The sequence below is a fragment of the Paenibacillus sp. S25 genome, assembly GCF_019454085.1.
Classification (GTDB): Bacteria; Bacillota; Bacilli; order Paenibacillales; family Paenibacillaceae; genus Paenibacillus; species Paenibacillus polymyxa_B.
Genome location: NZ_CP073683.1, coordinates 627771 through 654442 on the forward strand (window position 1 = coordinate 627771; position 26672 = coordinate 654442).

At 47.3% G+C, this 26672-nt stretch carries 28 protein-coding genes; 17 read left to right on the forward strand and 11 right to left on the reverse strand.

Annotated features, from left to right (window positions below; translation table 11 throughout):
• The first annotated feature begins 213 nt into the window (after nt 1-213).
• On the forward strand, nt 214-2397 hold the full coding sequence (locus KAI37_RS02790) for an alpha-galactosidase (protein WP_220030680.1): 2184 nt from the start codon (nt 214-216) through the stop codon (nt 2395-2397).
• Nucleotides 2398-2640: 243 nt separating this feature from the next.
• On the opposite strand, the gene KAI37_RS02795 is transcribed toward KAI37_RS02790, so the two are convergent.
• Complete coding sequence (locus KAI37_RS02795) at nt 2641-3534, reverse strand: AraC family transcriptional regulator (protein ID WP_071639401.1); 894 nt, start codon at nt 3532-3534, stop codon at nt 2641-2643.
• A 157-nt stretch (nt 3535-3691) separates the two neighbouring features.
• Here KAI37_RS02795 and KAI37_RS02800 point away from each other — a divergent pair, with 157 nt between their 5' ends.
• Nucleotides 3692-4597, forward strand: coding sequence for a DMT family transporter (locus KAI37_RS02800; RefSeq protein ID WP_220030681.1), 906 nt, complete (start codon nt 3692-3694; stop codon nt 4595-4597).
• A gap of 56 nt (nt 4598-4653) precedes the next feature.
• Entirely contained in the window at nt 4654-4986 is a 333-nt protein-coding gene (csaA, locus tag KAI37_RS02805; protein ID WP_025719785.1) for a chaperone CsaA, read from the forward strand.
• 231 nt (nt 4987-5217) lie between these two features.
• On the opposite strand, the gene KAI37_RS02810 is transcribed toward csaA, so the two are convergent.
• On the reverse strand, nt 5218-7644 hold the full coding sequence (locus KAI37_RS02810) for a UvrD-helicase domain-containing protein (protein ID WP_220030682.1): 2427 nt from the start codon (nt 7642-7644) through the stop codon (nt 5218-5220).
• A gap of 310 nt (nt 7645-7954) precedes the next feature.
• Between KAI37_RS02810 and KAI37_RS02815 the strand changes: the two genes are divergently transcribed.
• Nucleotides 7955-8806, forward strand: a complete 852-nt coding sequence (locus tag KAI37_RS02815) for a zinc ribbon domain-containing protein (RefSeq protein WP_071639404.1) — start codon at nt 7955-7957, stop codon at nt 8804-8806.
• A gap of 65 nt (nt 8807-8871) precedes the next feature.
• Nucleotides 8872-9660 carry a TrmB family transcriptional regulator gene (locus KAI37_RS02820; protein ID WP_069010963.1) on the forward strand — a complete coding sequence of 263 codons (789 nt, stop codon included), beginning with the start codon at nt 8872-8874 and terminating at the stop codon, nt 9658-9660.
• Nucleotides 9661-9667: 7 nt separating this feature from the next.
• Here the strand turns inward: KAI37_RS02820 and KAI37_RS02825 are convergent, their stop codons facing one another.
• Entirely contained in the window at nt 9668-10300 is a 633-nt protein-coding gene (locus KAI37_RS02825) for an NUDIX hydrolase (RefSeq protein WP_071639405.1), read from the reverse strand.
• 172 nt (nt 10301-10472) lie between these two features.
• Here KAI37_RS02825 and KAI37_RS02830 point away from each other — a divergent pair, with 172 nt between their 5' ends.
• Entirely contained in the window at nt 10473-10766 is a 294-nt protein-coding gene (locus tag KAI37_RS02830) for a hypothetical protein (RefSeq protein WP_023986824.1), read from the forward strand.
• 72 nt (nt 10767-10838) lie between these two features.
• A complete protein-coding gene (locus KAI37_RS02835; RefSeq protein WP_029515948.1) occupies nt 10839-11540 on the forward strand; it encodes a histidine phosphatase family protein in 702 nt (233 codons plus the stop codon).
• Between the two features lie 85 nt (nt 11541-11625).
• On the opposite strand, the gene mscL is transcribed toward KAI37_RS02835, so the two are convergent.
• A complete protein-coding gene (gene mscL / locus KAI37_RS02840; RefSeq protein ID WP_023986826.1) occupies nt 11626-12120 on the reverse strand; it encodes a large conductance mechanosensitive channel protein MscL in 495 nt (164 codons plus the stop codon).
• A gap of 151 nt (nt 12121-12271) precedes the next feature.
• Between mscL and KAI37_RS02845 the strand changes: the two genes are divergently transcribed.
• Nucleotides 12272-12715, forward strand: coding sequence for a carboxymuconolactone decarboxylase family protein (locus KAI37_RS02845; RefSeq protein WP_071639406.1), 444 nt, complete (start codon nt 12272-12274; stop codon nt 12713-12715).
• A 19-nt stretch (nt 12716-12734) separates the two neighbouring features.
• Complete coding sequence (locus KAI37_RS02850; RefSeq protein ID WP_220030683.1) at nt 12735-13694, forward strand: sigma-70 family RNA polymerase sigma factor; 960 nt, start codon at nt 12735-12737, stop codon at nt 13692-13694.
• Nucleotides 13695-13750: 56 nt separating this feature from the next.
• Here KAI37_RS02850 and KAI37_RS02855 read toward each other — a convergent pair whose 3' ends face one another.
• The 4 genes from KAI37_RS02855 to KAI37_RS02870 form a co-directional block, all read right to left on the reverse strand.
• Nucleotides 13751-14089 carry a DUF4870 domain-containing protein gene (locus tag KAI37_RS02855; protein ID WP_023986829.1) on the reverse strand — a complete coding sequence of 113 codons (339 nt, stop codon included), beginning with the start codon at nt 14087-14089 and terminating at the stop codon, nt 13751-13753.
• A gap of 348 nt (nt 14090-14437) precedes the next feature.
• Nucleotides 14438-14719, reverse strand: a complete 282-nt coding sequence (locus KAI37_RS02860) for a hypothetical protein (protein WP_023986830.1) — start codon at nt 14717-14719, stop codon at nt 14438-14440.
• Between the two features lie 31 nt (nt 14720-14750).
• Nucleotides 14751-15902, reverse strand: a complete 1152-nt coding sequence (locus KAI37_RS02865; protein ID WP_220030684.1) for an MGDG synthase family glycosyltransferase — start codon at nt 15900-15902, stop codon at nt 14751-14753.
• Nucleotides 15903-15945: 43 nt separating this feature from the next.
• Nucleotides 15946-16983: a serine hydrolase domain-containing protein gene (locus KAI37_RS02870; protein ID WP_071639410.1), complete on the reverse strand. Its 1038-nt coding sequence runs from the start codon at nt 16981-16983 to the stop codon at nt 15946-15948.
• Between the two features lie 366 nt (nt 16984-17349).
• Between KAI37_RS02870 and KAI37_RS02875 the strand changes: the two genes are divergently transcribed.
• Nucleotides 17350-17538 (forward strand): hypothetical protein, encoded by a 189-nt coding sequence (locus KAI37_RS02875; protein WP_007428354.1) that lies wholly within the window; start codon nt 17350-17352, stop codon nt 17536-17538.
• 105 nt (nt 17539-17643) lie between these two features.
• A complete protein-coding gene (gene map, locus KAI37_RS02880) occupies nt 17644-18426 on the forward strand; it encodes a type I methionyl aminopeptidase (RefSeq protein WP_081327425.1) in 783 nt (260 codons plus the stop codon).
• Nucleotides 18427-18492: 66 nt separating this feature from the next.
• On the opposite strand, the gene KAI37_RS02885 is transcribed toward map, so the two are convergent.
• The gene (locus tag KAI37_RS02885) at nt 18493-19779 is read right to left on the reverse strand and encodes a hypothetical protein (protein ID WP_220030685.1); all 1287 of its coding nucleotides are present in this window, start codon (nt 19777-19779) and stop codon (nt 18493-18495) included.
• Nucleotides 19780-19926: 147 nt separating this feature from the next.
• Here KAI37_RS02885 and KAI37_RS02890 point away from each other — a divergent pair, with 147 nt between their 5' ends.
• Nucleotides 19927-20439 (forward strand): GNAT family N-acetyltransferase, encoded by a 513-nt coding sequence (locus KAI37_RS02890; protein WP_071639411.1) that lies wholly within the window; start codon nt 19927-19929, stop codon nt 20437-20439.
• On the opposite strand, the gene KAI37_RS02895 is transcribed toward KAI37_RS02890, so the two are convergent.
• Entirely contained in the window at nt 20428-21687 is a 1260-nt protein-coding gene (locus KAI37_RS02895; protein ID WP_071639412.1) for a DUF438 domain-containing protein, read from the reverse strand. The genes KAI37_RS02890 and KAI37_RS02895 overlap by 12 nt on opposite strands.
• A gap of 14 nt (nt 21688-21701) precedes the next feature.
• The gene (locus KAI37_RS02900) at nt 21702-21929 is read right to left on the reverse strand and encodes a DUF1858 domain-containing protein (protein ID WP_071639413.1); all 228 of its coding nucleotides are present in this window, start codon (nt 21927-21929) and stop codon (nt 21702-21704) included.
• Nucleotides 21930-22166: 237 nt separating this feature from the next.
• Between KAI37_RS02900 and KAI37_RS02905 the strand changes: the two genes are divergently transcribed.
• From KAI37_RS02905 to KAI37_RS02925, 5 genes are read left to right on the forward strand one after another with little or no spacing between them, the layout of a single operon-like run.
• Nucleotides 22167-22886, forward strand: a complete 720-nt coding sequence (locus KAI37_RS02905) for a hypothetical protein (RefSeq protein ID WP_071639414.1) — start codon at nt 22167-22169, stop codon at nt 22884-22886.
• A 43-nt stretch (nt 22887-22929) separates the two neighbouring features.
• On the forward strand, nt 22930-23331 hold the full coding sequence (locus KAI37_RS02910; RefSeq protein WP_014279606.1) for a GntR family transcriptional regulator: 402 nt from the start codon (nt 22930-22932) through the stop codon (nt 23329-23331).
• A 5-nt stretch (nt 23332-23336) separates the two neighbouring features.
• On the forward strand, nt 23337-24302 hold the full coding sequence (locus KAI37_RS02915; protein ID WP_076293175.1) for an ABC transporter ATP-binding protein: 966 nt from the start codon (nt 23337-23339) through the stop codon (nt 24300-24302).
• Nucleotides 24299-25201: an ABC transporter ATP-binding protein gene (locus KAI37_RS02920; protein ID WP_071639416.1), complete on the forward strand. Its 903-nt coding sequence runs from the start codon at nt 24299-24301 to the stop codon at nt 25199-25201. Before KAI37_RS02915 ends, KAI37_RS02920 begins: the two co-directional genes overlap by 4 nt.
• Nucleotides 25194-26513 carry an ABC transporter permease gene (locus KAI37_RS02925; RefSeq protein ID WP_071639417.1) on the forward strand — a complete coding sequence of 440 codons (1320 nt, stop codon included), beginning with the start codon at nt 25194-25196 and terminating at the stop codon, nt 26511-26513. The genes KAI37_RS02920 and KAI37_RS02925 overlap by 8 nt, the downstream gene beginning before the upstream one ends.
• The last annotated feature ends 159 nt before the right edge of the window (nt 26514-26672 follow it).

Consider the following 26672-nt stretch of genomic DNA (forward strand, 5'->3'; position numbering starts at 1 on the left):
AGCATTATAACATAAATAGTGAGTACCATGCCATGTACTTCATATCTAAAATTAATATATCATTTCTGTAGAACCTATTGCGACTAATGAGGAGCTTATCAAGCTTTACACCATGTGAACTTAGTTGGTGGTGTTACAAAAAGGTTCTTCTATGTCCTTTTTTAGGTGCGGATTTCCGAGGGGTATGATCTAGAGGGAGGGGTTGTTTTTCCAATGGGTATCATTGTTCAAGAGCAAACGGGGCTGTTTCATCTACAGTCGTCGGGCATGAGTTATATTATTCAGATTGTGGATGGATTTCCTGTGCACGTATATTGGGGAGATAGGCTGAAGCACCGCGAATCAATGACCGATCTATGGCTTCACACTTCTGCGATGGCTGGATTGGATCGGCTACCGCAAGAGTACCCGCAGTATGGGAGTGGGGACTTCCGTAACCCGGCGTATCAAGTAGAACTTGAAGATGGAACTCGTATCACAGAGTTAAAGTACAATGGTTACCGGATCATTAAGGGAAAGCCATCATTAACCGGGCTTCCGGCCGTATATACCGAGAATGAAGACGAAGCGGATACGTTGGAACTGGAGTTAAAAGATGACTTTTCAGGTCTTAAAGTTGTTCTTCTTTACACCGTCTTCGCGGATCGAAACGTAATCGCTCGTTCGGCTCGTTTGACTAATGCGGGGGAAAAGAATCTTAGGCTCCTTCGTGCACTAAGTGCCAGTGTCGATTTTTCGGGTAAAAGCGATTTGGAGTTCATGTATCTTTCGGGAGCATGGGCTCGGGAGGGGAATATTACCCGCAAACCGATTCTTCAAGGTGAAACCCGAATTGATAGTAAAAGGGGCATGAGCAGCCATCAACTCAACCCTTTTACTGCATTGGTCACTCGCGAGACAACGGAATGCTATGGCGAGGTATTCGGCTTTAGCCTCGTGTACAGCGGGGGCTTTGAGGCGGGAGCGGAAATGGATTCATTTGGCTCAACACGGTTTAACATCGGCGTGAACTCCTTTGACTTTTCGTGGTTACTGAGCCCAGGGGAGAGTTTCCAAACGCCAGAAGCAATTATGGTTTACTCCGGTCAAGGACTGGGAGATATGTCGCGGACGTATCATCGCTTGTATCGGACTCGACTTTGCCGAGGGAAATATCGGGACGAAGAACGCCCTATTCTGGTCAATAACTGGGAAGCTACCTATTTTGACTTCAATGCAGATAAGTTGGTATCGATAGCGAAAGAGGGGGCTGAGCTAGGCATCGAACTATTTGTCTTAGATGACGGCTGGTTTGGAAAACGGGATTCCGACAATTCGTCTCTCGGCGATTGGTACGAGGATCGTCGGAAGCTGCCAGACGGACTCGCGGATGTCGCGAACCGTATCAATCGGCTGGGTCTTAAATTCGGGCTCTGGTTTGAGCCAGAAATGATCTCTCCAGACAGCGAGTTGTACCGGGAGCATCCGGACTGGTGTCTCCACGTTCCGGGACGCAGGCGCAGCGAAGCCAGATGGCAGCTAGTGCTGGACTATACTCGCAAGGAAGTGCGCGATTTCATCTACGATTCACTTGCTGCCATTTTCTCCAGCGTGCCGGTTTCTTACGTGAAATGGGATATGAACCGCTGTCTGACGGAAATCGGTTCCGCTGCTCTGCCGCCAGAACGCCAATCCGAGACTGCCCATCGCTATGTTCTTGGATTGTATGAGCTGTTGGAGCGCATCACCACCGAATTTCCGCATATTCTTTTCGAGAGCTGTTCAAGTGGCGGAGGGCGCTTTGATCCAGGAATGCTTTACTACATGCCCCAAGTCTGGACTAGTGATAATACCGATGCGGTGGAACGCCTTAAAATCCAATATGGAACTAGCCTTGTCTATCCTGTAAGTGCAACCGGAGCGCATGTGTCGGCAGTTCCGAACCATCAAGTTGGACGCATAACGCCCCTTGATTTTCGAGGTGATGTCGCCATGTCTGGAAATTTTGGATATGAGCTTGATCTCACGAAATTCACCGTTGAGGAAAAAGAGACGGTTAAACGCCAAATCACAGCCTACAAGCAGATTCGTGGTTTAGTACAGAAGGGTGACTTGTATCGCCTAAAGAGTCCGTTTGAAAATAACGAGTCGGCTTGGATGTTTGTTTCTGAAGACAAAGAGGAAGCCCTCGTCTATTATTTCCAAGTGATGGCTGTTCCGAACGCGCCTTGGCGAGTTCTCCGCCTTGACGGACTTAATCCAGAGCTCGAATACGAAGTTCAGTCAGGAAATAGCGGAGAAAAGTCTATTAATGGGGGGGATAGGCTTATGAAGTTGGGCCTCCCTCTTGTCTACGGACAGAAAGACTATGAAAGTGGATGGTTCAGGCTTCGGGCAATATGGCCCGGCAAGGCGTAAAGGATTAGTACAACTGTAAAACTGCCGAAAGAGAAAAGACAATCGATTGAGTAATGCCCCTTTTTATATGAAAAGGGGCATTTTGCGTGCAACAGCTGTACTGATTGAGGAAGGGGAAGCCATTTTTTTATACGAATGATGAATGACATGAAACTGAGGAAGATGTGGGAGTTACATTTGAATGTAGATTGAAAACAGGATCATCAACAGAGTAAGTCGTTACGCTGACGGCTGCTTCATTCCTTAATTAATGAATTCATTTCTAAATTTCCGGAATTCATTAGGTGTTTTTTTATGATGTTTCTTAAAAGACTGAATGAAGTGATTTACATGATTGAACCCCACTCTGTGGGCTATTTCAGTTATTGTAGAATCTGTTGAAATTAATAACTCGCTGCTTTTCTTGATACGGTACTTAATTAAGTAGTCGTAAGGTGTCATATGAATGGTTCTCTTAAAACTACGAGTGCATTCCGAAATACTTAAATGTGCTATATCGGCAATTTCTTGCAGTGTTATATTATCTGAGTAGTTTTGATGGATAAAGCTGAGCATCAATTGAAGTCGCTCCTGTTGCAATTTCATGTATTTAGGTGCTTCCTCAGAAGACAGCGAAATATTAGATATTAAGACTAACCATAATTGTGCCGTTTTGATGGAAACCTCGTATTCCCAGCCCCATTTTTTTTTCATATCAAATTTTTGTTTCATATCCCAAAGCATTTGCAGTATTTGATTTTGCCATTCAACATCTCCTTTGATTACTAATGACAATAAGAAAGAGTTTGTATAAGGCAGTACATAGTTTTTTTCCATCGCACTATCTGCATAAAAGGCCAGCAGCTTCTCAGGGAAATTAAAACTGACATATTGACCGTTATGTGTAAGGTGTGTAGTAACGTGAAGGACACCTTTGTTAATTAAAATGGCCTGACCTGTTTCTAATTCATGATCAATGCCGTTAACTTGTATCACTAGCTTTCCTTTGGTAACCAAAGTGATTTGTAGTTCCTCATGCCAATGTAAATCGTTGAATCCTCTACCTTCAGGACTACTTGCATGAATAGTATGGGTGTACATGATGTATGGAAATGAAACATCGGGATATAGAATGGTCTCATGCAATTGTTTTTCCATTTTAGCGAGGTCCTTTCTGATGACGATATTTCTATATAAATTAAAGATATAGTTACACAAATAAAATAAAAGTGGTGATATTATTATACCAGATCTTCGGCTTATCATTACAATCCTGTGCACAGGCGATTGGATAAGACATCTTGGAGGCGTATATGTGAAAATAAATCAATCGTCGTTACCGTTTCATCCGTATATTTTGCTTTTAATCAGCATACTGTCTGTTTCTATCTCATCTATCATGATAAAATCCTCAGATACTCCAACCTCTGTGGCTGGGATGTACAGATTGTATATGTCAGTACTCATAATGCTTCCCTTTGTACCTTGGAAAATGTTTCGTTCCTTAGAAATGAACAAAAAAGATTGGAGTACTGTTTTCATAGCTGGTCTTTTTCTCGGGTTATATTTCTTATTCTGGATGGAATCTTTAGTATATACCTCAGTTGCGAGCTCCATGGTCATCTTATCCTTACAGCCTTTATTTGTAATGATGGGTTCATACTTTATGTTCAGAGAACGAGCAAATATATTGACCATTCTTTGTTTGATCGCCGCTCTTGTCGGTTCAATCGTTATAGCTTGGGGAGACATAGGGATTTCGAGAGAGGCATTAATCGGAGATGGATTATCTTTAGTAGGAACAATCTTGGTTTCAGCATATATGTTGGCAGGACAGAAAGTAAGCCACAAAATAAATGCAAATTTATATAGTGTTATTGTTTTTTTTATTGGTGGCAGCATCATGCTGGTCTACAATTTGTTGAATCACTATTCCTTGATCGAATATGACTCGTCGGATTGGATGTATTTCTTGTTACTTGCAGTAATCCCAACTATTTTCGGACAATATATTTTTAATTTGTTGTTGAAATCAATGGGTGCAACTACGGTCTCAGTTGGTATTATTGGAGAGCCTGTTCTTGCCATAATTCTCGCCTACTTATTCTTGGGAGAAATAATCTCTGCATTTCAATTCATAGGTGGAATCATGACTTTATTCGGTATGGGGATGTATTTTTGGGCAAAATCTTTAAGGTATACTACAGTTGCAAAATATTAAATTTGAAACTGATTATCACGAAATTGAAGAAAATAATCGATGAGGAGAATGTTTAGATGGCAACGATTGATGATTTTTTGAAACTAGATATTCGAGTTGGAACCATAATTAAAGCTGAGTTTTTTGCAGAAGCAAAAGTACCTGCTATTAAACTTGAAATTGATTTTGGACAAGATATCGGAATAAAAGCTTCGAGTGCACAAATCACAAAAAGATATGTGGCTGAAGATATTATAGGGGAACAAATCATAGGTGTAGTCAACTTTCCACCTCGACGGATAGCAGGCTTTAAATCAGAGGTATTAGTCCTTGGAGGAATTCCCGAAAAGGGGGATGTGGTTCTATTGAAACCAGATATCAAACTACCTGATGGAACACCTATTGGATGATCACAAAGAGCAAGGCATTGAACTAACGGAAAACGAACGTTCAATAGCGAGTTGAAACAGAAAGCGGCAGACTAGGACTTTATTTTCACGTCCTAGTCTGCCGCTTTTTCTTTTATTGGTCTGTCTAAAGCTTATTTGATTCATTAAAATCTGCAACAGTTAGGCTGGAAATCACGGGTGTCACCAGTCCAGAAAAGCACAGTTCTCCAATACCAGCTATACGCCTTATACCTATCTGGCCGGGATGTTGCGTGTCCCCTCTGTCATCGGGGAGGCGCAGAGCGGGCACACCGGCGGCGTGCCTGTGCTAGCCGCGCTTGTACGGCGTCCGCTTGTTGTGTCGCGCCGCATCCACGCTTTGCAGGCGCCGTCGGTGCATTTCCACACGGGCACGTTGATGCGTGGCTCCGCCTGAGACCCTGCCACCGACGAGGTCGTCCGTGTCGTAGCACTGCCTGGTCCCGGCCTGCTGCTCACGCGGGTCGCTGTGCCAGACGCTGGCGATCCAGCGCCAGCACGGCTGCTATACCCGGAAGCACCCTTCGGTTGGCCGAAGCTGCTGCGGCGTGCTTCTGGCTTGGAAGCCTCAGGGGTGACCCCATAGGCTTCCAGCAGGAATCGTGACACGGCGGCAGGCTTGCCATGATTAGAGGCGGGAGAGGTGATGTACAGCAACTCCTTCGCCCGGGTGACGGCCACGTAAGCGAGGCGGCGCTCTTCTTCAAGCGCTGCATCGTTATCCACAGCGGTAGTCGGGGCGGCGCCTGCCCGCCGATCCTCCGGCAGCTCGCTGTGCAGCGCCGAGCTGTGCGGCAGAATGCCTTCGCTGGCTCCGATCCAATATACGCAAGGGAATTCCAGCCCCTTGGCGCGGTGGATCGTCATGAGCCGAACAGCATCGCTGTCTTCTTCTCTGCGCAGCGATTCCATTTGGCGGTGACGCTCGGAAAGCTCATCTGCAAAGCTGACGAACGCCTCCACGGTGTCAAACCGCTTGGCTGCCGTTTCGAGCTCCTCCAGACTTTCTTGCATCGTTTCCTTATAATGAGTCCATGCGCCCGTATCTCCGCTTTCCAAATATTTGTCATAAAAGATGCGCCGCATTTCTTGAATGGCATAGGCAGGCTTCATTGTAGTGAGACTGCGAATCAAACGAATACGTTCTTTTACCTGCTCACGCTGAAAATCGCGTAGTCGATCCCAGCGGCTGAGATGAATCAACGGGTATTTTTTAGCCTGCTGTTTCTCCTCGCGCATAATCCATTCCATACCCGCCTCACGGGAGACGTACAGCGGCCCAAGGGTGCTCGGAATGGATTCCATACGCCGGGGATTCAGCGACAAGCGCAGGTGATCCATTAAGGGACGAATCAGGGACTGATCATAAAATACAGCCCCTGCTCCGTACTGAATAAATGGGACATCCCGCATAATTAATTGCTCAAAAATAGACCGGCTTCCGCTGGCTGTCCGGTGCAAAATAGCGATATCCCGGTAGCGCAGCCGCCCTTCCTCTACCTGTCCGAGTAGATGGGTAACAATATGCCCCGCTTCCTCCTCGGGTCCGGATGGGGTGGCAAACTGCGGCGGCAAGCCTTCACGCCCGGCAGCCGAAAGACGTTTGGAGCGTCGATGAACATTTTTGGCGACAATGTTAGAGCCCAGCCCCAAAATCCGCGCATCGCTGCGATAATTAATATCCAGGGTGATGACCTTTGCATCCTTATAGACCTTGTCAAACTCCAGAATGGATTCCTGGCGTGCCCCATTAAACGTATAGATCGTCTGATCATCATCCCCCACAACCATCAGATTGCGATGTCGGGCAGCCAATCGTTGCACCATCTCATATTGCAGGGCATTCGTATCCTGAAATTCATCGACCATGATATGTGAAAAACGCCGCTGAAGCGGCTGAAGCACATCCGGGTCACGCAGCAGTGCGGAGGCACGCAGCAGAATATCGTCAAAATCCATTTTATTGCGCTCCTGTTTCCACGCTTCATAGGCGAGCATGGCACGCTTGGCATCCGATTCCTCGCGCACGGTTTCCGGTAGCTCATCCGCGCTGCGGCCTTCCGCTTTCCAGGCGGAGAGGGCAGACAGCAGGCTTTCTGGCTGGAAAGCCTCGCTGAGCCCAAGCTGCCGCAGCATCATTTTCATGACGGTATGCTGGGCCTGCGTTTCGCCGAACACTTCATCTTGTACGCCACGATGACGCAGCATCGCCAAAGCGAATGAGTGAAAGGTGCGTGCCTGAACTGCACGTGCAGCGGCAGGGCGCACACCGGGTAATCCGCCGATGCGCAGTTTCATTTCGGCAGCTGCCTTGCTGGTGAAGGTCACCAGCAGAATGGACGATGCAGGGACATCCCGCATAGCCATCAGGTAGCCTGCGCGGGCAGCCAGCACTGTGGTTTTGCCGCAGCCAGCCCCTGCAAGGGTTAGAAGGGGGCCTTTGCCGTGGCGAACGGCCTGGATCTGCGGGCGGTTCAGGTGAATGCCGGCGTTCTCTAAAGCACGAAAATAGGCCGAGTCTTGGTCGGTGTCGGGCACCAGCGTTATACTGGTATCCATGGAAGCACGACGTGCCTGAGGGCTCGACGTTGAATAAGGAACCCCGATGGGTCGGGGGTAAAAAGAAGGATTTGGGTCCATAATCCTGAAACCCCTTTCGTTCTTAAAATCTTCCATTTTCACAAATGGGGGTAGTTTTTGGTATGATAGAGTTCTAGTCAGCTTTAGCTGACGATAAGAACAAGGCGATGGACTAAAATAATGCTGAAATTCATGCGGATCTTGGCGGAGCATCAGAACGTCAATACGTTGACGCTAATGCCTATAGCCTTCAATCAGGCGATATGACCGCATTCCATTATACAGGAGTTCGAGGTTTGCCAACAGAAAAAAACTTTGGGATATACGGACGGTACAATGAAATCCGGCTGGATATGGGGAGGAAATAACGATGAAGCTGATTCAACGTATAAAGGAAGGCGCTAATCGCGCAACAGAAAAGGCGCAGCATGCTGTCGAGATTAGTAAGATCAATTCACAAATTACAACGATTCAGCAGGAAATGGATGTTCATTTCTTACGAATGGGTCAGATCTTTTACGAAGGTTACCGCGCATCCGACATGTCAGTGGCAGAAACCGAGATGACACAGCTATCCACTGCATGTGATGAGCTTCAGGATGAAATTGACGAGCTGCGCAGTAGAATTGCAGAATTGAAAAACGCTCATTTATGCACCTGTGGAGCGGTTGTGCCTCTGGATGCGAACTTTTGTCCCAAATGCGGACGCAAGCTCAATGAAGGACAGGCTGCTTCCAAACAAGTAGCTGCTGTGCGTGAAGAGGTGCCAACGGACGTCTATTCTTTTGATCTGCGCAAGCCAGAGGTAGTGAAGGATGCTGCGCCTGCTTACACGGAATATGCAGAACATGAAGTAGTCGATCGGCATGAACAGGAACAGGATGAGCGGTATGAAACACACGAACCAGCGGGACTAGACCGCGATTACACAGTATCTGATTTTACGCCAGAAGAAAAAGCGGCATTCGACGCTGAATGGGAGCGCCGTCGTCAGGAAGATCTGGAAAAAGAACACCGTCGTCTTGAAGAACTGGCACGTGAGCGTGAGCGTCAGGAAGAGCTGGACGAGCGGATTCGATATTGGAAGGCCAACAACTCCGGGGCCGAGAAGCCGGCAACGCCGTCTGCACAAGTACGTGAAAATGTAAAATGCCAAATCTGTACTGCAGAACTACCCAAAGGGTCTAAGTGGTGCCCGCGCTGCGGAGCTGAACAGATTTGACGCAGCCGAACAGGCTGCCGCAGGACACAGACATAACGCCAGGCAGCATAGGGGGAACAGAACATATGGAGCGTTTGCTGCATCATCTGCGGAATCTGGGTTTTACGGAAATGGAAGCCAAGGTTATGGTCGAGCTTTCGAGGCAAAATGCGGCTTCCGGCTATGAAGTGGCTAAGCGTCTGGGCGCATCGCGCTCCAACGTGTACGCGGCTTTGCAGCGTTTGGCCGGGCAGGGATACCTCAGAACCAGTGCTGGAGAGCCTGTTCGTTACAGCATGCTGCCACCGGGTGAACTGACCCGGATGATCGAAGGGCAGATGCAGGAGTCTCTACGTGCGGTGGAGAAGGAAATGCCACGAACAGAACCAAGCAAGCCGACCTTTTATAACGCGGAAGGCGATCGGAAGGTGCTGGAAAGTCTGACACGTGAATTGGAACGGGCAGAGCATGAGATTGTGTTGGATTTGTGGCGCGAGGAAGCCGAACTGCTGCGGACAGAGTTGGAGAAAGCTGAGAGTCGAGGTGTGCGTCTGCTCTGGTCCTGCGATAACGGAGAAAGCATGATGGGACCGTGGTTACCGCTTAGGTCTGGTACAGACGGACAGGAACCAGCAGGGCGCAAATTTTCTTTTGTTATTGATCGGCGTTGGTGCATGCTGGGTATGCGGGGAGAGAATTGCCCGACACAGGCGCTTATTACCGAGCATCCGGTAATGACAGGTCTGCTGCTTAATCATTTTGCTCAGGATCTTATTCTGTATGAGCTAGAGCATGATATGGGCAGAGAACTGTCGACCCGGTATGGCTGGCGGTATGAAGGCATTATCGGCAAATATATGTCAGCTGGAGAATAGCTAAAGATTACCGGGTAGGAAGTTCCATTAGTGCCCGGCATATAGATGTAATATAGCCCGCCTTATGAGGCACGAATTGATCCGATGTAATCAGGCGGCGAGTTTTTTCCGGGTTCGGCCCCGACGTAATGCCATGGGCTTCGATAAAGGGAATACGGCCTTCAAAAAGGGCCAGTGCTTGGTTAAGATCTGCTTCGTACAGTCCGGCTACTTCTTCTTGCTGGAGGTGATAAGCTTCCAATGGCTGGTTTGATAGCAGTCCAAACACCGAGCTAACCTCCCGATCCCAAAAAGAGGTGCCCTGTGCGGTACCTTTGCTTTCATACCGAACGGTCATCAGCGGTGTTAATGAGGTAAAGGGAACATGAATGCCCAGTTCTTCCTCCAGCTCACGAGCCGCCTGAGACATGTCTTCGCCTGCCGTCAAGTGACCGGCTGCTGTAATATCGTAGCATCCGGGGAAGGTGTCCTTCGTATCCTGACGCTGTTGGAACAGCAAGCGACGGTCTGTCGAAGTGTCTCGTGCAAGCCAGCAGTGAAAGGTATGGTGCCAGTATCCCTTGGCATGTGCGTCTTGTCGCGAGGCTGTGCCAAGAGGTTTGTCTTCATCATCGTAGATATCCAGAAGCTCGCTAGTCATCGTGGTTCCTCCTATAGTAAGCAGAAATCAAAGGTCTACTTTACAGTATAACGTGTTTTCTGTCCCGACGATATGAAGGCGGGTGTGGAATGTGGAGTGGCATTTGGGGTATGCTGGGAACATAAGGATTTGTAATATCACACAGGTTTACGATTGAAAGGAGCGATTTTACATGGAATGTATAGTACATTTTCGAGTCATGCATCCAGAGGAACCCAAGGAACTGCGCGGGTTGATTATGCTGGAAAGCGGAGGCAAGCCGGGGATTGATCAAATCACGGATATGTTCAAAAATATGGGCTATGATGTCCGCCCAGACAATCCGGAGGAATTAATTTTTAAACCAGTCGATGTCAGAGCCAATTATACATATATCCGGGTTATTGAGCTGGATACAGGTGAGGAAGTCTACCAGGAAGACAGGGATTTGCGCGCGATTTTGGAAAATTTGCTGAATAAACGTTAAAGATCAGGAGAACTAATCGATGTAATGAGATAAAGCGATCCTGTCGCCATTCATAGAAACGGAGAACCAATAATGAGATTGTATATTATCCGGCACGCAGACCCCGATTACCCCAACAACACCATCACGCCGGAGGGGCATTTGGAAGCCCAGGCACTGGCCAAACGGCTTTCCAGTCACGGACTGGATCGAATTTATGCCTCTCCTTTGGGGCGGGCTTTGGATACGATGCGCTACACCGCCGATTCTCTGGGTATGACTCATGAAGTGGAACACTGGACACAGGAGCTGGCTCTAAAGCTGGAGGAAACTCCATACGGTCGTCTTTCCCATTGGGATTTGCCAGGTGAAGTGATCCGTTCCGAGTTGCCCTTGCCGACTCATGACTCTTGGCAGGAGATTTCCTATTATCAGGGAACGCAAAGTCCCGAAACCTTCGAACGGCTGAAGCTTCATTCCGATGAATTCCTGAAACGGCAAGGCTTTGAGCGGGTGGAGGGCAGGTACCGGATTCTGAAGCATACCGAAGATCAGGTGGCCGTGTTTTGTCATGGCGGCTTCGGGTTGACCTGGCTTGCTCATCTGTTGGAGCTGCCATTGGCCTTGGTCTGGTCCGGTTTTTGGATGCCGCCTAGCTCCGTAACCACGATCTTGTTTGATGAGCGCTCTCAGGAATGGGCAGTTCCCCGTTGCATCGGCTTCGGTGATGTTTCCCATCTGTACGCTGAGGGCTTGCCCGTCAGACCCCGTGGCATTATCACCAATTTCAACTAATCAGATCTCCTACACCATACTAAAACGGCTTAAGACGGTATACCGTCTTAAGCCGTTTGTTGTAGTCATATAGGTGTGGGTTGGGTCAGCGTGCTTCGACGTACCCTTCCAGCTTGGAAGTGCAATGTGCGCAACGGGTAGCGGCTACAGGAATTTCGGATAGGCAATGTGGACATTCCTTGATCGTTTTTTCCTGAGGAGGTTTTTCTTCCTCTTTGCGTTTCAGCATGTTAATCCCTTTGACCAGCATGAACACACAGAAGGCCACGATCAGGAAGTCCAGCAGAACGTTAATGAACTGACCATAGGCGAGGACTGCGATCCCTGCTTCTTTGGCCTGTGCCAAAGTCATGCGTGTACCGTCAGCATTTAAAGGGTCGGCAGCTCGTAAAGCTACATACAAGTCTGGAAAATTCATGCCGCCCAGAAGTTTACCAATCGGAGGCATAATAATATCGTTTACCACAGAAGTAACAATCTTGCCAAACGCTCCACCGATGATAACACCGACCGCGAGGTCAATCACGTTACCCCGTACAGCGAATTCTTTAAATTCTTTTATAATACCTTTTCCGCTCATGTGAGTGCTCACCTTCTTTACATAAAATCATTTATCTATAATACATGCTATGTCAATTGAGGGCAATTCCAAATTGATGTATTACACATTGTCACAAAATCACATGTTCATTTGTCTTCTATATGTAAACCAATAATGGAGGCGATGTATCGTGAGTTTAAGATTCAATCACAGAGCAGTGAGTCCTAGCACATTCAAGGCAATGATGGAGATGGAAAAATATATTTCCAGTCGTTTTACAGACAAAGTATTGTACGAACTACTGAAAATTAGAGTATCCCAAATCAATGGATGTTCCTATTGTCTGGATATGCATGCGAAGGATTTGCTCAAGCTGGGGGATTATGCTGACCACATTTTGCAGCTAGCCTTATGGCGGGAGGTTCCTTTGTTCACGGAAAAAGAACGTGTTATGCTTGAATTGGCTGAAGCGGTCACTCGCATCTCTGAACAAGGGGTATCTACGGATTTGTACAATAGGGTCAGAGAACATTTTACAGAGGAAGAATACGTAGATTTGATAACCGCGGTTAACGTGATTAACAGTTGGAACCGGATTGCGATTGCAACGGGAATGTATCCGGGCATTCTTTAAATGAACAGGGGGCTATGCTTTGTCTGGCAAAGAACACAGAATTGAACAAGAATCGGTGGATTTAAATCTGGAGGAGCTGTATCAAAGATATCGCAAATATTCTTTTGCCATTGCTTATCGCATGCTTGGAGCGGTTACGGATGCCGAGGATGTAGTTCAAGACTGCTTTGTCGAGCTGAAGAATAAGCCCCTGGATGATATACACAATCCCAAAGCCTATGTAGCCAAAATGACGATGAATCGGTGTCTGAATCTGTTGAACTCTGCGCGCAAGCAAAGAGAGACATATGTAGGACAGTGGCTGCCGGAGCCGTTGGGTGAAAGCGCAGATCTCCCTGCGGATTGGTTAGAGCGTAAAGACATGATATCTTACGCTTTTCTGGTTTTGCTGGAGCAGCTAAAGCCGATAGAGCGGGCTGTTTTTGTGCTGAGGGAAGCTTTTCAATATGATTACAAAGATATTGCGGAATTGCTGGGGAAGACTGAGAGCAACTGTCGTCAGTTGTTCAGTCGCTCCCGTCGTATTCTATCTTCAGGAGAATCTGCTCTTGAGGCTCAGTCCAGTCGTAATATGAATAACTCATCCCGAATAAAACTACTAGAACGTTTTACAACCGCCTTTCTTGCCTACGATGTGACTGCTATGCTGGAACTACTGGCTGAACAACCTGTATTCGTGTCAGATGGCGGAGGTAATGTCCATACGGTGATGAGACCGATGGTTGTACGCAAAGGCGTTCTTGCCCTGTTGACTTCTCGTCGGGTATTAACCGTTTTACGAGAAAGAGATGTGTTCCACACCATCATCAATGGTGAGGTCCAGCTGGCATTTCTGGAAGATGGAAAAGTGAGAGAAACCTTATGTCTCAGACTGACACCGGACGGGGAGCATATTCAGAGCTTTTATTTAATGGTCAACCCAGATAAGCTGGGATACATTCATATAGGACAGAAGAAGCGAACATGCGATAAAGAGTAATCATCGAAACAGCAAAAACCTTGAATCCTGCTAAGGATCAAGGTTTTTTGTTGATTTCACAATTGCCGGGCTTGATGAAGAGCTAGATCGCCTACCCAGGGAAGCTTGAGCCACTTGCCTTGTCCCGCGCGAATTAACAGGATGACCCACAATACAAGGCCTGCCAGCGTTAGTAGGGAAGCGAGCAGAGGACCGAGCAGCGGAATGAATCCAACAAGCACATGCCCGATCATGAGGGTGACAAACAGAAATATGGATTGCAGCGCGTGAAATAATACAAATCGACTTTTCTTTTCCAGCATGACAAAGGCCAGTGCGCCAATAAATGCGAACAGATAGCACAGGACAGCTGCTATATTTTCATCCAATCCCGTGGAAGACTTATAGACTGACATGTCAGGCAAATCCCCCTTTATAAGTTATCCGTACTATACAAGCTATGAGGATAGGAATTAAAGATATGCCCGAAACGCCAGAAAAAGTTCAATCAGGGAATGTGTATAAAAACACGAAAAAGACTGAACGAAAAGAATTCGCTCAGTCATTCACAGGGTTATACACAGGTTTTGCACATGTTGTACGCATTTTATCCACTAAACCCTACTACTTGTCCACAAAATAAACATAGGTTATGCACAAATTGTGCACAAACTGTAGACAGTATAGCGATTTAGCACACTTTGCACACAGGTTGTCCACAAAATATCAACAGATTGGTATTAACCGTGGATAAGTTGTCTTATTTAGCGGTCTCCGCGTTGTAAACGACGGCGTGGATGTGTGATTTTACCCTTTTTATCCTCGTCGTCCTCTTTGGGGATAAGTCGTTCATCAGTACGTCCTTCATGATGGTTATCAAAGGCATATTCGGTCATTTTCCACTCGGAAGTCCCCAGAACAACATCAGCGGGAAAATGCTGACCTCTGTGCAAATGCTGCTCATGTCCATCCTCATCAATATAAACACCATCCACTTCTACCTTTTCTCCTGTTAGCGGGAGCAAATCCTTCCCTTTGTGTTCCATAGGTATCCCCTCCGTCTGACTTTATTCTTCGTTAATTTGTCCGGACGGAAGGTCTTTTATCCACAAGCTGATGCAAAATATCCTCGGCAATTTGGTCTGCGGGATGAGGTTTGCGAAGCAACTCAATCGCCTGCATCATCTCTTCGGCAAGAGAGGGGGTGGAAATCAGGTCGAGACAATGCTGAATCAGCTCCTCCGTAGTGCGAGCAATACGGGCAGCTCCTTTTTGCTGCAAATACAGAGCATTATTTAGCTCCTGACCGGGTACGGGCTTGAACACAAGAATAGGCAAACCGGATGCGATGCTTTCCGAGAGTGTGATGCCGCCGGGCTTCGTAATCACCAGATTGCTCGCACGCATAAGTGCTGGGACAAAGTCCACGAATCCATAGGTGTAAATGTCCGGGTGGTTTGCATACAGCGCATCCAATTCTGCTTTCAGTTGCTGGTTACGTCCGCAGACGATCAGTAGCCGCAACTGAGGAAGCTGGCTTAATTGCCGGCAGATATCCAGTATGCCGGATAGCACACCATAGGCGCCAGCCATAATGAGTAGCGTAGTAGTCTCAGACTGTAGTGATGGAATTACCTGTTCCTGAACGGGAACTTCGTTGGCAGACATGTTATAAAAAGAAGCGTGAATCGGAATACCCGTAGCGATAATGCGTTCGATAGGTATTCCCCGCTGGGCGGCTTCCTGCTGGATATCCTCAGTGGCTACATAGTAGCGGTCAATATCAGGATGCAGCCAGCGCCCATGCAGATCGAAATCTGTAACCACGTTGACAATAGGCAAATTCATTCCCATTTTGCGGCGTAACACCGGGAGCGCGAGCTGCGGGAACGTATGTATCACGAGATCCGGCAACTCCTTTTTCAAAGTGAGCGTGAGTTGACGCATCCCGAATGAATGCAACACATGGCCGAAGGCCGATTTAGCCTGCATACCGCGCGTGATGTTATAGACCCAGCCGTAAAGCTGCGGAATGGTTTTGAAGCTTTGCATATATACAAATTTGGTCAGACCGTTCAACCAGGGATGAGATTCAGCCATCAGGTCGAGAAGTTGTACCTCGCAGCGTCCGAGTCTTCGCAAACTGTCCATAATTGCCCGAGCGGCCTGCACATGGCCTTCCCCGTAACTGGCGTACAATATTAGAATTTTTGGTGGTGAGACTTCCATGATTGTTTAGCCTCCTATTATCAATAAGCACATGAAGCTCATATCAGGAACGTTCCAAGTTGAGGGAGGATACGGCTGGCAAAACGTAGCGCTCCAGCAGTGTTCGCGGATTTTTCCAACGGCTCACCTTGCTGTCTGCTGTAAATACCGCGACTGCGTTCGCTTCTGGCACAAGATAAATTTGCTGTCCTCCATGTCCGTGTGCACACGCGTAGTTGATGCCGTGGAGTCGTCCTGTCCACCATTGGAATCCGTAATCCCCGAATTCTGGATAGCCTTCAACCTGTCGCTGTGTCGCCTGATGCAGCCAATCGGCCGGAATCAATTCTTTTCCGTTCCAGCTGCCTTGATGAAGGCAGCAATCGCCAAATTTAGCCATGTCACGCGATGTCAGATATAGCCCGATGTGTCCCATGGTGTAGCCCTCTGGATCTTGTGCCCAACCACTTCTTCCAAAACCTAAGGGTTCGAACAGATGCTGGAGAGCGTACGTATAGGCGTCAATCCCACAGCATTGGGTCAGCAGCACGGACAACAGGTGAGAATCAACACTACGATATTGGAATACACCGAGTTGATCCTCCTGTACAGGTAAACGCAGGGCAAAGGACGGCCAGCTTTTGCTGCGATGAAAACGGTGGATAAAAGCTTCTCCGAGCTTTTTGCCCGTCTGCCAATATAGGCCGGATGTCATGGTCAACAGATGGCGAATCGTAATCTGCTCTAGCAGTGTTTCCTTCCGCCTAGGTAAATACTCAGACAACAGCTTATGCACAGCCGTCTCTGGCCCGGGCATATCACCGCGAGCCATAGCTATGCCGATGAGCGTGGAAGTGAAGCTTTTGGTCGCGGATCGCAAATCGTTCAGAGAGCTTACTTCATGCCCGTTATAATAGCGTTCCCAGATCAGTTTGCCGTGGCGCAGCAGCAGGAAGCTGTGCATTTTAGGAAACTTGGCTTGGATTTCACGGTCTGCCTGATCAAGTAGGGAGACGCTGATGCCCTCCTCTTCGCAAGTTCCTATGTTCAGGGCAGACATACGGGCAACAGGTGCAGTGAACAGCGGAGCATAGCGGCTCATCCTTTTCCCTCCTTGTTATGTTTATTTATTTTACCCCAAACACATACACTCCAAAAACCGATAAATAAGGTATACCCTCCTGTGCAACAGCTGATTGAGTACCCCAAATGACATGATGCGTAAAAGATAGGTAAAATCAATGTAAATTTACTGGAAAGCTGAAAGCTGTATCTGAATATGTTATAATGGGGTAGTGATTCAGCCAAAAGAAAATCGGTTAATAATAGTGTCAGGTACATGCCTTGTATAAGGTGTTCCCGACCTAAGCTGCAATTAGACATACTACTTCACTGCATAAGGACATCAATACTTTTCGGCATTCTCTTCAACGGAGCACTTATTTTCAACGTTTTGGGAGGGAGTTACATGGCAACGAAAGGTCACAATGAAGTTAAGGAAAGTCTGCGGGAAATGACTCGAATTTTCCGGCCTAAGGATCCCAAAAAATTTGTAAAGGAATATGTGCGAAAATACCGGATTACAGGAGGGTATGAGGAAGAGTTGACCATGGTGGTGGAAAACGAACTCGGTCGCATAAATTCTTCAGTATCTTAAAGGGTTCGATTACCCGAAAAACTAGAAATACGACTTTTATAAACCGTCTATCCACAGAGGAGACGGTTTTTTTGTGTCCGTCCTGCATACAATGGGATAGGTTTAGTGAATTTGTATGCTCAAAGGAGGCGGATTCCAATAGAGATAGCGATACGAACACCGGAGGAAATCGGCTACATGAGGGAGGCCGGACGTATTTTGGCAGATTGCCATCGTGCGCTGGAAAGTCGTATTCTTCCGGGAATCACAACGCTTGAAATCGATGCTTGGGTGGAGCAGTTTTTAAGCAAGCGTGGAGCCACGCCTGAACAAAAGGGCTATAAAGGTTTCCCTTATGCCACCTGCGCTTCGGTCAACGAGGTAGTATGTCACGGTTTTCCCTCGGAGCGGGTGCTTCATGATGGGGATATTGTGACCATCGACATTGTGGTTAACAAAGATGGTTGGCTGGCTGACCGAGGATGGACCTATGCGGTAGGTAACATTAGCCGCCCGGTAGCACGACTGTTGCGGCAGACCCATAGGGCATTGGTACGCGGTATCGAGGTTGCCCGCCCGGGGAGGACGTTGGGGGATATCGGGCATGCTGTGGAAAAAGCGGCAGGCTGGCGGCGGTTCGGCAACGTCAAGCCTCTGATCGGGCATGGCATTGGCCGCCAAATGCATGAGCCGCCAGAGGTTCTGCACTACGGTCGTCCCAAGACGGGATTACCACTGCGAGAAGGGATGGTGATTACCATTGAGCCGGTATTTACCCTCGGAACCGAGGGGGCCGTGCTCTGGGGGGACGATGGCTGGACCATCAGCACAGCAGACGGCAGTTGGGGAGCTCAATACGAGCACACGATTGCGATTACTAAGAACGGCCCCTATATTTTGACCTCGTAAAGGATAGTTGTGCCATAGGGAGTCAATGTGCGGGTCGTTTGCATAAGGCTCTCTAGGTAAGTTTTTTCAGGAGGATACATTCATCGTGCTTGTAGAGATTTTTCGGTAAAGCAACAGATAAATCCCCAGCTCGACAGGGGAGGAAACAGCCATCACAATTCCCGCCACGTTGCCGTCCAGTCCTGGAAAAAAGCAGATACACAGAATAAGCGCGAGAATCGCAAAGCTTACAGAAAACAGCCTACCGATAAAGATAGGTTTGGTATTGCCGATTAATATTGACCTTCCAATAAAATATTCCACCCAAGGATAAAATGCGACATAGACAGCCAGTATGCGAAGCAATCCTCTGGTTTCTAGCAACAATTCTCCTTCCAATCCCAATACATTCCGTAACACAGGATCGCCAGCAAATCTGAAGGAAAGTAACAGGAGTAGCAGCGGCGATAGGATAGACAAAAAGCTCAAAAATATCAGCACTTCCCTGCGCTTGGACGTATAAAATTGAATCACAATTTGATGCAAAGAGCTGCAAAACCAGACAAATAAATTTAGGATTTGCAGTGCTACAGAAAAGGATGCCACGGCCAAAAGTGGATCAGTTGTATTGTTCAGCGCAGCTTGGATGGAAGGATTCAAGATAACCAGTACCAGCGCCGAATATAGCAAAGGAAGATAAAAAGGTAGGAGATGCTTCGCATGATGGATGGTTTGCTCCGCGTTGTCAGGAGGCAGCTTTCTTTTGAGAACTCGGCCTTCTAAAAAAGTAACGACCAGCTCTATGAGGATACCTGCAATAAAAATGGCGGCACCGACTCGTCCGTCATTCGTCCAGCCAGCATGGATCAAAAACCAGGAAGCAATTAGCATCACGATAATACGTATGGACGAGCTGAATGTCATCCATGCCGTTCGGTGCTTGTTAATAATAAGTCCCTGATATATGTTACGGACAGCTACTAATATGTATAGTAAAGTAAGAACCTGAAATACGTTCTTGGTGGGTTCGATCAATACTGGGGACACACCAAATACATATTGAAAGACTAGATTGCCTACGGGCGTCAACCCGATACTCCAGCCTATGATCAATACAGTCACCGCCACGAACGTACATAAAATACCAATAGAATGAACGGACTTGCGATCATAACCGAATTTCGTGGTCATCTGCCGTACTGCGGTTAACGGAGTTTCCAACAGTAGGCACAGGCTGACGGCAACCGCATAGCTGCTTAATGTAAACGAAGGATGTTCCGAACGAGCAAGCACAGCATTGACGATGACATGCGTTAGTGCAGCAATTAATGACGAAATGCCAAGCGGCACATAAAATGAAACAATTTTATTCAAGTCAAATCCTCCAGTAATGAACGAGTAGTGTAGTGAACGGTTATCCTATCCAACTTCACTAAACAATGAATATTCTTATTATAGATCAAGATTTGGATCGTCGGTATAATAGAAAGCATAATATTGGAAACTAGGAGTGGAACTCACATGATCATCAGGGAAGCAACGATATCAGATGCCGAGGGCATCGCCAAGGTGCACGTAGATTGCTGGAGAACGACGTACAAAGATATAATGCCTGCCCAGGTTCTGGAACAGCTTTCTTATGAGCAAAGAACAGAACTGTGGAATGCGAATCTATCCAGTGAAGACGGTCATCGGGTATATGTTGCTGAAAATGAGAAGGGGGGAATCATCGGATTTGTGAGTGGAGGTCCGGAAAAGTCAGGTGAATATCCCCCGTATGGGGGAGAAATAACGGCTATTTACGTTTTGAGTGAATACCATAGTTTAGGCTTGGGGAAGAGACTATTTTTACGCCTGCTTCAACATTTTGATAGTATGGATATTCACTCTGTAATCGTATGGGTGCTAGCAGATAATCCAGCATGTACTTTTTATGAAAGGCTGGGAGCCAAACTTATAGTAGAACAACATATTATAAATATGAGTGGCAAAAACCTAAACATGGTGGCTTACGGTTGGATACTATTCGGATAGAATACGCTTTTGTCCTTCCAAGGCACGAATTGGTGCAATATTTTGCGTGAATTCCAACGTTCCCAGATAGTGGCCCTCAGCATCACGGATGGCAAAATAACGGATGTAGACAAATTTGTCCTTGATTGGAATCCAAAAATCTTCAGCATCCTTGCGGCCTGCTTTAAAATCTTCCAGCAGCTTCTCAACGACATGCACGCTTTGGGGTGGATGACAATTCTGTACGGTACGACCAATGACGGCTTTCGTGCGCGCGAAGATTCGTTCCTTACCATGGGAAAAATAGCGAACAACATCATTTTCATCGATAAAAGTCAGGTCAACGGGTAGATGATTCAACAGCAGTTCCAATTGTTGGACGGATACAATCCCTGTCTCGAATCTCACGAAGCCTTGCGGTGTTCCGGATGTGCCTTCCGTTTGCTCAAGGGCTTCTGCAGGTTCCTCTGCCCGTTCGGGTATCCATTCACGTTCGGGAGCAGTCAGGCAGAACCCGATTTCCTCGCTTTCCCGGGCTATTTTCAGCCACTCATCCTCTGTCAGCTTACTGAGTGCCATCGGCAGCAAAATATTCTCTTCCTTGAATATCATTTCATTCACTTCGCTCATGATATGGGCAAGCGCCTTCCCAATCTGTTCACGATCTCCGTTATATTCAGCGAGCAGACTCTTCGCTTCCTTGATTGCGGCACGAATGCTGTCGTCCACACCCCACATGACTTTGGTTGGGCCAAAAATTCCATAGCGTTCTAGATAAGGAAAGACCAGATTTTCTTTGCGGCTATAGTGCTTGTCAAGATCGAGAAGCAGACTTAAATCTTCCAGTAACTTGTAGATAATTTTGGGACTGTCGTCCTTTTGAAATTGGTCCGCGTGCAATGACAACTTGAAGTTGACCAATTGTTCGATCTCCCGATTTTCCAGCTTGAAGGTATGAACGGGATGTCCCGGTTGTTCCTCCGGTCCGGCAGGACGGTGAATATCCTCAATGGAACCCTTGAATATCGATGTATGCACGGAACAAAGACGCTGCACTTCCGATACGGGAATTCCCTCCTCGGTCATCAATGCATGCTCCATAGCCGAAATTTCAGCCACGCTTACTCCGCCAACAGCCTCTGCGAAACGGGCTTTGACTTCCTCCACGCTCTTCCCGGCATGTAATTCTTTTATAATTTCCTTTAGCGTTTGTTGACGTTCCGTTAATTCCTGTGCTGTATGTTCACGGTTGTTAATTAGCTCGCTCATGATGGTTAGCTCCTTTATTTTTGAATAGTAAAACCATGTTGCAAAAATGTCCGCTGCACGGTTTCCATATCTACTTTTTTCAATGCAATACCTTTGGACAGTGTCATAAAACGACCTGCGGTTTGTAACATGCCAGGCTTGGCGATATCGTGAAAACCCAGCTCTACCATAATGTCCTTCACTTCGGGGTGACGGTTAACAAGGTTAAATATCGGCTCATCCCAGTGCAGTATCTTATTCATTTATTCATCCCCTTGATTGAGAACGTTTATCATTTACAGAGTAGCATAGGTCATGACGAGCTTTTGTGATTGTACGCACAATTTACATGCAGGTGTTGACAGCAGTAATTCATGGTTTATATACTGTGTATAAAGATATATACAGTAATAACACTGATTACTGTAATAATTACTTCGTATGAAGAGAGAACGAGGTCGTTATTACACAAGCAGTGCAGAAGGGATCAGGATGAGAAAATGACAATTATCAAGCAGGCATGGAAGATTACCCGGCACGATTTTCGCAACAATCCATATGTCATGCTGTGGACATTGCTGTTTATTGCATATTTGGGATTTACCATGAGTTTTGCTGTAAGTGTGCAATGGGGTGAACGTGGAAACTTAAGTCCAGTAGCCGATTTTATCATGCTGGCGTTGATTCCGTTTCTCGGATTCATTTATAACCGCCGTGCATTTAAATATCTTCAGGAAGATTCCTATACGCATATGCTAGCCTTTTTCCGCACCTTGCCTATACCGATGAATGCGGTGATTATGAGTCGAATTCAACAGGCGCTTTTGGCGTTTGTTGTGAATAGTGTGATATTTTTTACTCTCTTGTTTACGTTGTCAGCTACGTTTCGGGTATATGCCAGTACAGGTTTCTTTGTATCGTTTGCACTTACTTGGATAGGCTACGGAATGCTGATTCAAGCCATTTATATTCACTTGGAATTTCTTAAAAAAGGTAAATCCTACTTTTGGATATCCATTGTCATCATGCTTATTTGTGGGATAGTTACGATTATAGTTCGAGTATGCGGGGCCAATCTGGTATCGATAACGGCATCTTACAGTAAGGAATGGTTGCTGTTGTCCCCGGTGATGTGGGGAGCATTGTTAGCAGGAATTCTAGCTATGTCAGTGTCCTATCGGGTGACACAGCGTAAGCTCATGAAGCGGGACTTAACTTAGTAGTATGTGTACAAAAGTAACTAAAAAGGGGGGGGGAAAGCAGGTGAATATTCCAGTGCAAATTGATGAGAATAGCGCGGAACCGCTGTATGCGCAGATTGAAAAGCAGCTTCGTTCACTCATTGTAACCGGACAGATTGCAGCGGGAACGCTGCTTCCCTCCATTCGTGAGTTTGCGGGAACGCTCCGTTGCAGCGTCATCACCGTCCGGCGGGTCTATCAGGATTTGGAGAACGAAGGTTTGCTACGTACCCGGCAGGGAACGGGCACCTTTGTCGCTCTGGTCGAGGATGATATGCGCTCAGGTTACCGCCTTAAAGCGGTGACCGAGGCGTTGGAAACGGCGATTGATACAGGCATTGCTGTGCAGATGACAGAGCAGGAATTGTTGGAGCTTTTCGCAGAAATGGTGAAGAGAAGGTATGAAGTCCAGGTGAAGGAGTGACAGCTGTGAACAATCATGTGGAAGTTCCTACGCAAATACAGAGGAAAGTACCAATTATTGAGATGAGCCAGGTCTATAAAACCCGGGGTAACCGGAATATTGGGCCGATTAATCTAACTGTTGAACCAGGATATGTGGTCGCTCTGGCTGGACATAACGGATCAGGGAAAAGCACATTGATTCATTTGCTGACTCAGCTTGTTCATCCGGATTCCGGTGAGATTCGTTGGTTCGGTCAAGCATACCCCGACGGTATGCCGGCAGATACACGACAATGGGTTGGGTATATACCGGAGCAGCCGGTTCGCGAGGAGGATCGATTAACGGCAGAAGCAGCAGCGGCTTTTCGAGCCTTGTGGTATCCCGGCTGGGATGAAACACGTTTTCAGCGTCTAATGGACCGCTTTCAGGTTCCAGCACATACGAAATTATCGCGTATGTCCAAGGGGCAGCGCCGGAAATTCGAACTGGCTGCTGCCTTGGCGCCGCACCCACGTGTGTTGCTGCTGGATGAGCCTTCATCGGGTTTAGACCCTTTTGCCTGGAAAATCATGCTGGAGGAACTGCGGGATTGTATGAAGAACGGCAAAACGACGATCATTATTGCTACCCATATCATGGACGAGATCAAGCGTTTGGCGGATTATATTGTCCTGATGCATGATGGCAGGCTGCTCGGCAAGCTGGAAAAAGACCATTTGCTCGAAAATGGCAAGGAAATGTGGTTTGAAGGTACACCAGAGGAGGCATCGGAGCTTCCGGGAGTTGTAGAGACGGAGAGTGATGGGAATTTACAGCGAATTATAACGCTGGCAGCCGGGGAGACCAGTGCTATATTGGAACAAGCAGGGATTCGTCCCATCCGTGTGCGGCGTCTGGAACTGGATGATATTTTAGTATATTGGTCTGCAGGACAAATATCTGCGAATGCAGAGACATTTATGGAGAAGGAAGGGGTAAAACAATCATGAGCATGCTGCAATTGGAAAAGGTCGTGAAGCAATATGGGAACCATACGGCGGTGAACGGAATTTCGCTGAATGTGAACGGCGGAGAGATTTACGGACTACTAGGAGGCAATGGAGCAGGCAAAACGACAACGATGCGCATGGTGCTCGGCCTGATTTACCCTGATGAAGGAAACATTCAATATGAGGGCAAGCCCTACAGCAAGGAGCTTCAACGGACGATGGGTTATTTGCCTGAGGAGCGAGGGTTGTACCCCAAGGTGAAGGTGAGCGAGCAAATTAACTATTTGGGCAGGCTGCGCGGAATGTCGGCCAAGGAGGCGGACAAAAGTCTACGCTACTGGCTGGAGCGCTTTGGAGTGCCGGAATATTACGACAAGCGGATTGAGGAGCTATCCAAGGGGAATCAGCAGAAAATGGGTTTTATTGCTGCTGTAGTGCATCGCCCGACGCTGCTTATTTTGGATGAGGCCTTCAGTGGGCTTGATCCGGTGAACGTTGAATTGCTTAAGGATACGGTGAAAGAGCTGCGGGATGATGGGGCTGCGATTTTATTTTCGACCCACCGCATGGAGCATGTGGAGGAACTGTGCCGCCATATTACGATTTTGCATCGCTCAAATACAGTTGTGCAGGGAAGTGTGCAGGAGATTAAGGGCCGTTACCCACGTGAAAAAGTTCGTCTCATTACTACAGGTGAAGTGAACGGACTGGAGCAGCTGCCCGGCGTGCGCCGTGCAGAGCCTATGGATCGCGGCTGGATGCTGCATATCGAGCAGCCGGATGCGGCGAAGTTGATTTTACAAACTGCGTTGGAGCAAACGGATGTGGAGCATTTTGAGATCAAGGAACCTACGCTGAACGAGATTTTCATAAGAGAGGTGGGTGATTCCCATGAATAGACTGGGTACGGTGATCGGTTTTACGTTTCGTCAGAAGGCGAGAACCAAGTCTTTTATCATTACAACGCTGGTACTGGCCTTGCTCATTACAATTGGTATGAATCTGCCGTATTTGATTTCTTTGTTTAAAGGAGATGGGACAGGAGGTTCGGGCACAACGGCAGCCGAGCATCATCGCTTGGGACTGATTGCCGGGAGCCGGACAGAAGTGGCAAGTCAGCTGGAACAATTCACCAAGGAGCAATCCAACCCGGCAGCCATCTGGGTGCGTTATGACAACGTACAAACGCCAGCCATGCAGCAAGCCTTGAAAAACGGAGAGCTGCAAGGTTACGTGCAGTTCACGGAGCCTGCCACCAAGGGAGACACGTTTCCTAAAGTGGAGTACGTCTCTGTTGAAAAAGAGCCATCTCCTGCTGTAATTACACTATTGCAGACGGGACTTCAAGAAGCTAAGGTCAAAGCCATTATGGGCGGCAATGCATTGAACAGCGATCAAATTCGCGAAATTAGCACACCTGTATTGGTGCATAGCAGGGAAGTAGAGGGTCCGTCTGAGGCAGGGGGAACTGTGGGCACAGAGGAAAAAGAAACCTCTATGATTAACTATGGTTTGGTCTATGTACTGATGATTTTATTCTTCACCTCCTCCATGATGACGGGGAATATGATTGCTGCAGAGGTGACATCGGAAAAGAGCTCACGTATCATGGAGATTCTCATCACAAGCGTCTCACCGTTGACCCAGATGTTCGGAAAAATTATCGGCATCTTCCTGGTCGGTCTGCTGCAAATTGCTGTTTTTGCAGCCGCTGTATGTGCCAACCTTATGCTGCCGCATAATAATGTCATTCTTAGCTCAGTCGGGCTGGATTTGTCGCAACTAAATATCGCAGTGTTGGGCTATGGTCTGGTATTCTACATCCTCGGCTACTTTCTGTACGCAGTATTGTTCGCCGCGGTGGGCTCTATCGTTAGCCGTACCGAGGAGTTGGGACAAGCGATCATGCCGATTACCATGCTGTCACTGGCGGCCTTTTATATCGGTATCTTCAATATCGCCGCACCTGATACGATTTTCGTAAAGGTGGCTGGGTACATTCCGTTCTTTTCTCCAACCGTCATGCTGTTGCGGATTGGTCTGGAGCGGGCGAGCCTGCTGGAAATTTGGCTGTCCCTTGGTATTCTGGTCGCCTCCATTTTGTTCTTCGGCTGGTTGGCCGCCAAAATCTACCGTACGGGCGTCTTAATGTATGGCAAACGTCCTTCATTCAAGGAGCTAAGAAAAGCTATGAAGGCTTACAAGATTTAAATTTTTTAAGAGCCAGTGTGATGTGTGGTGTCATAATTAATGAGAATGTTTTCAGAATTAATGAGAATTTTTTTTCATAATTAGTGAGAAATGAATATTTATGCATCAGTAAACAGTGATTGGACTAGTTTTTAGCTTCTTAGAGTAATTTTGTGAGTA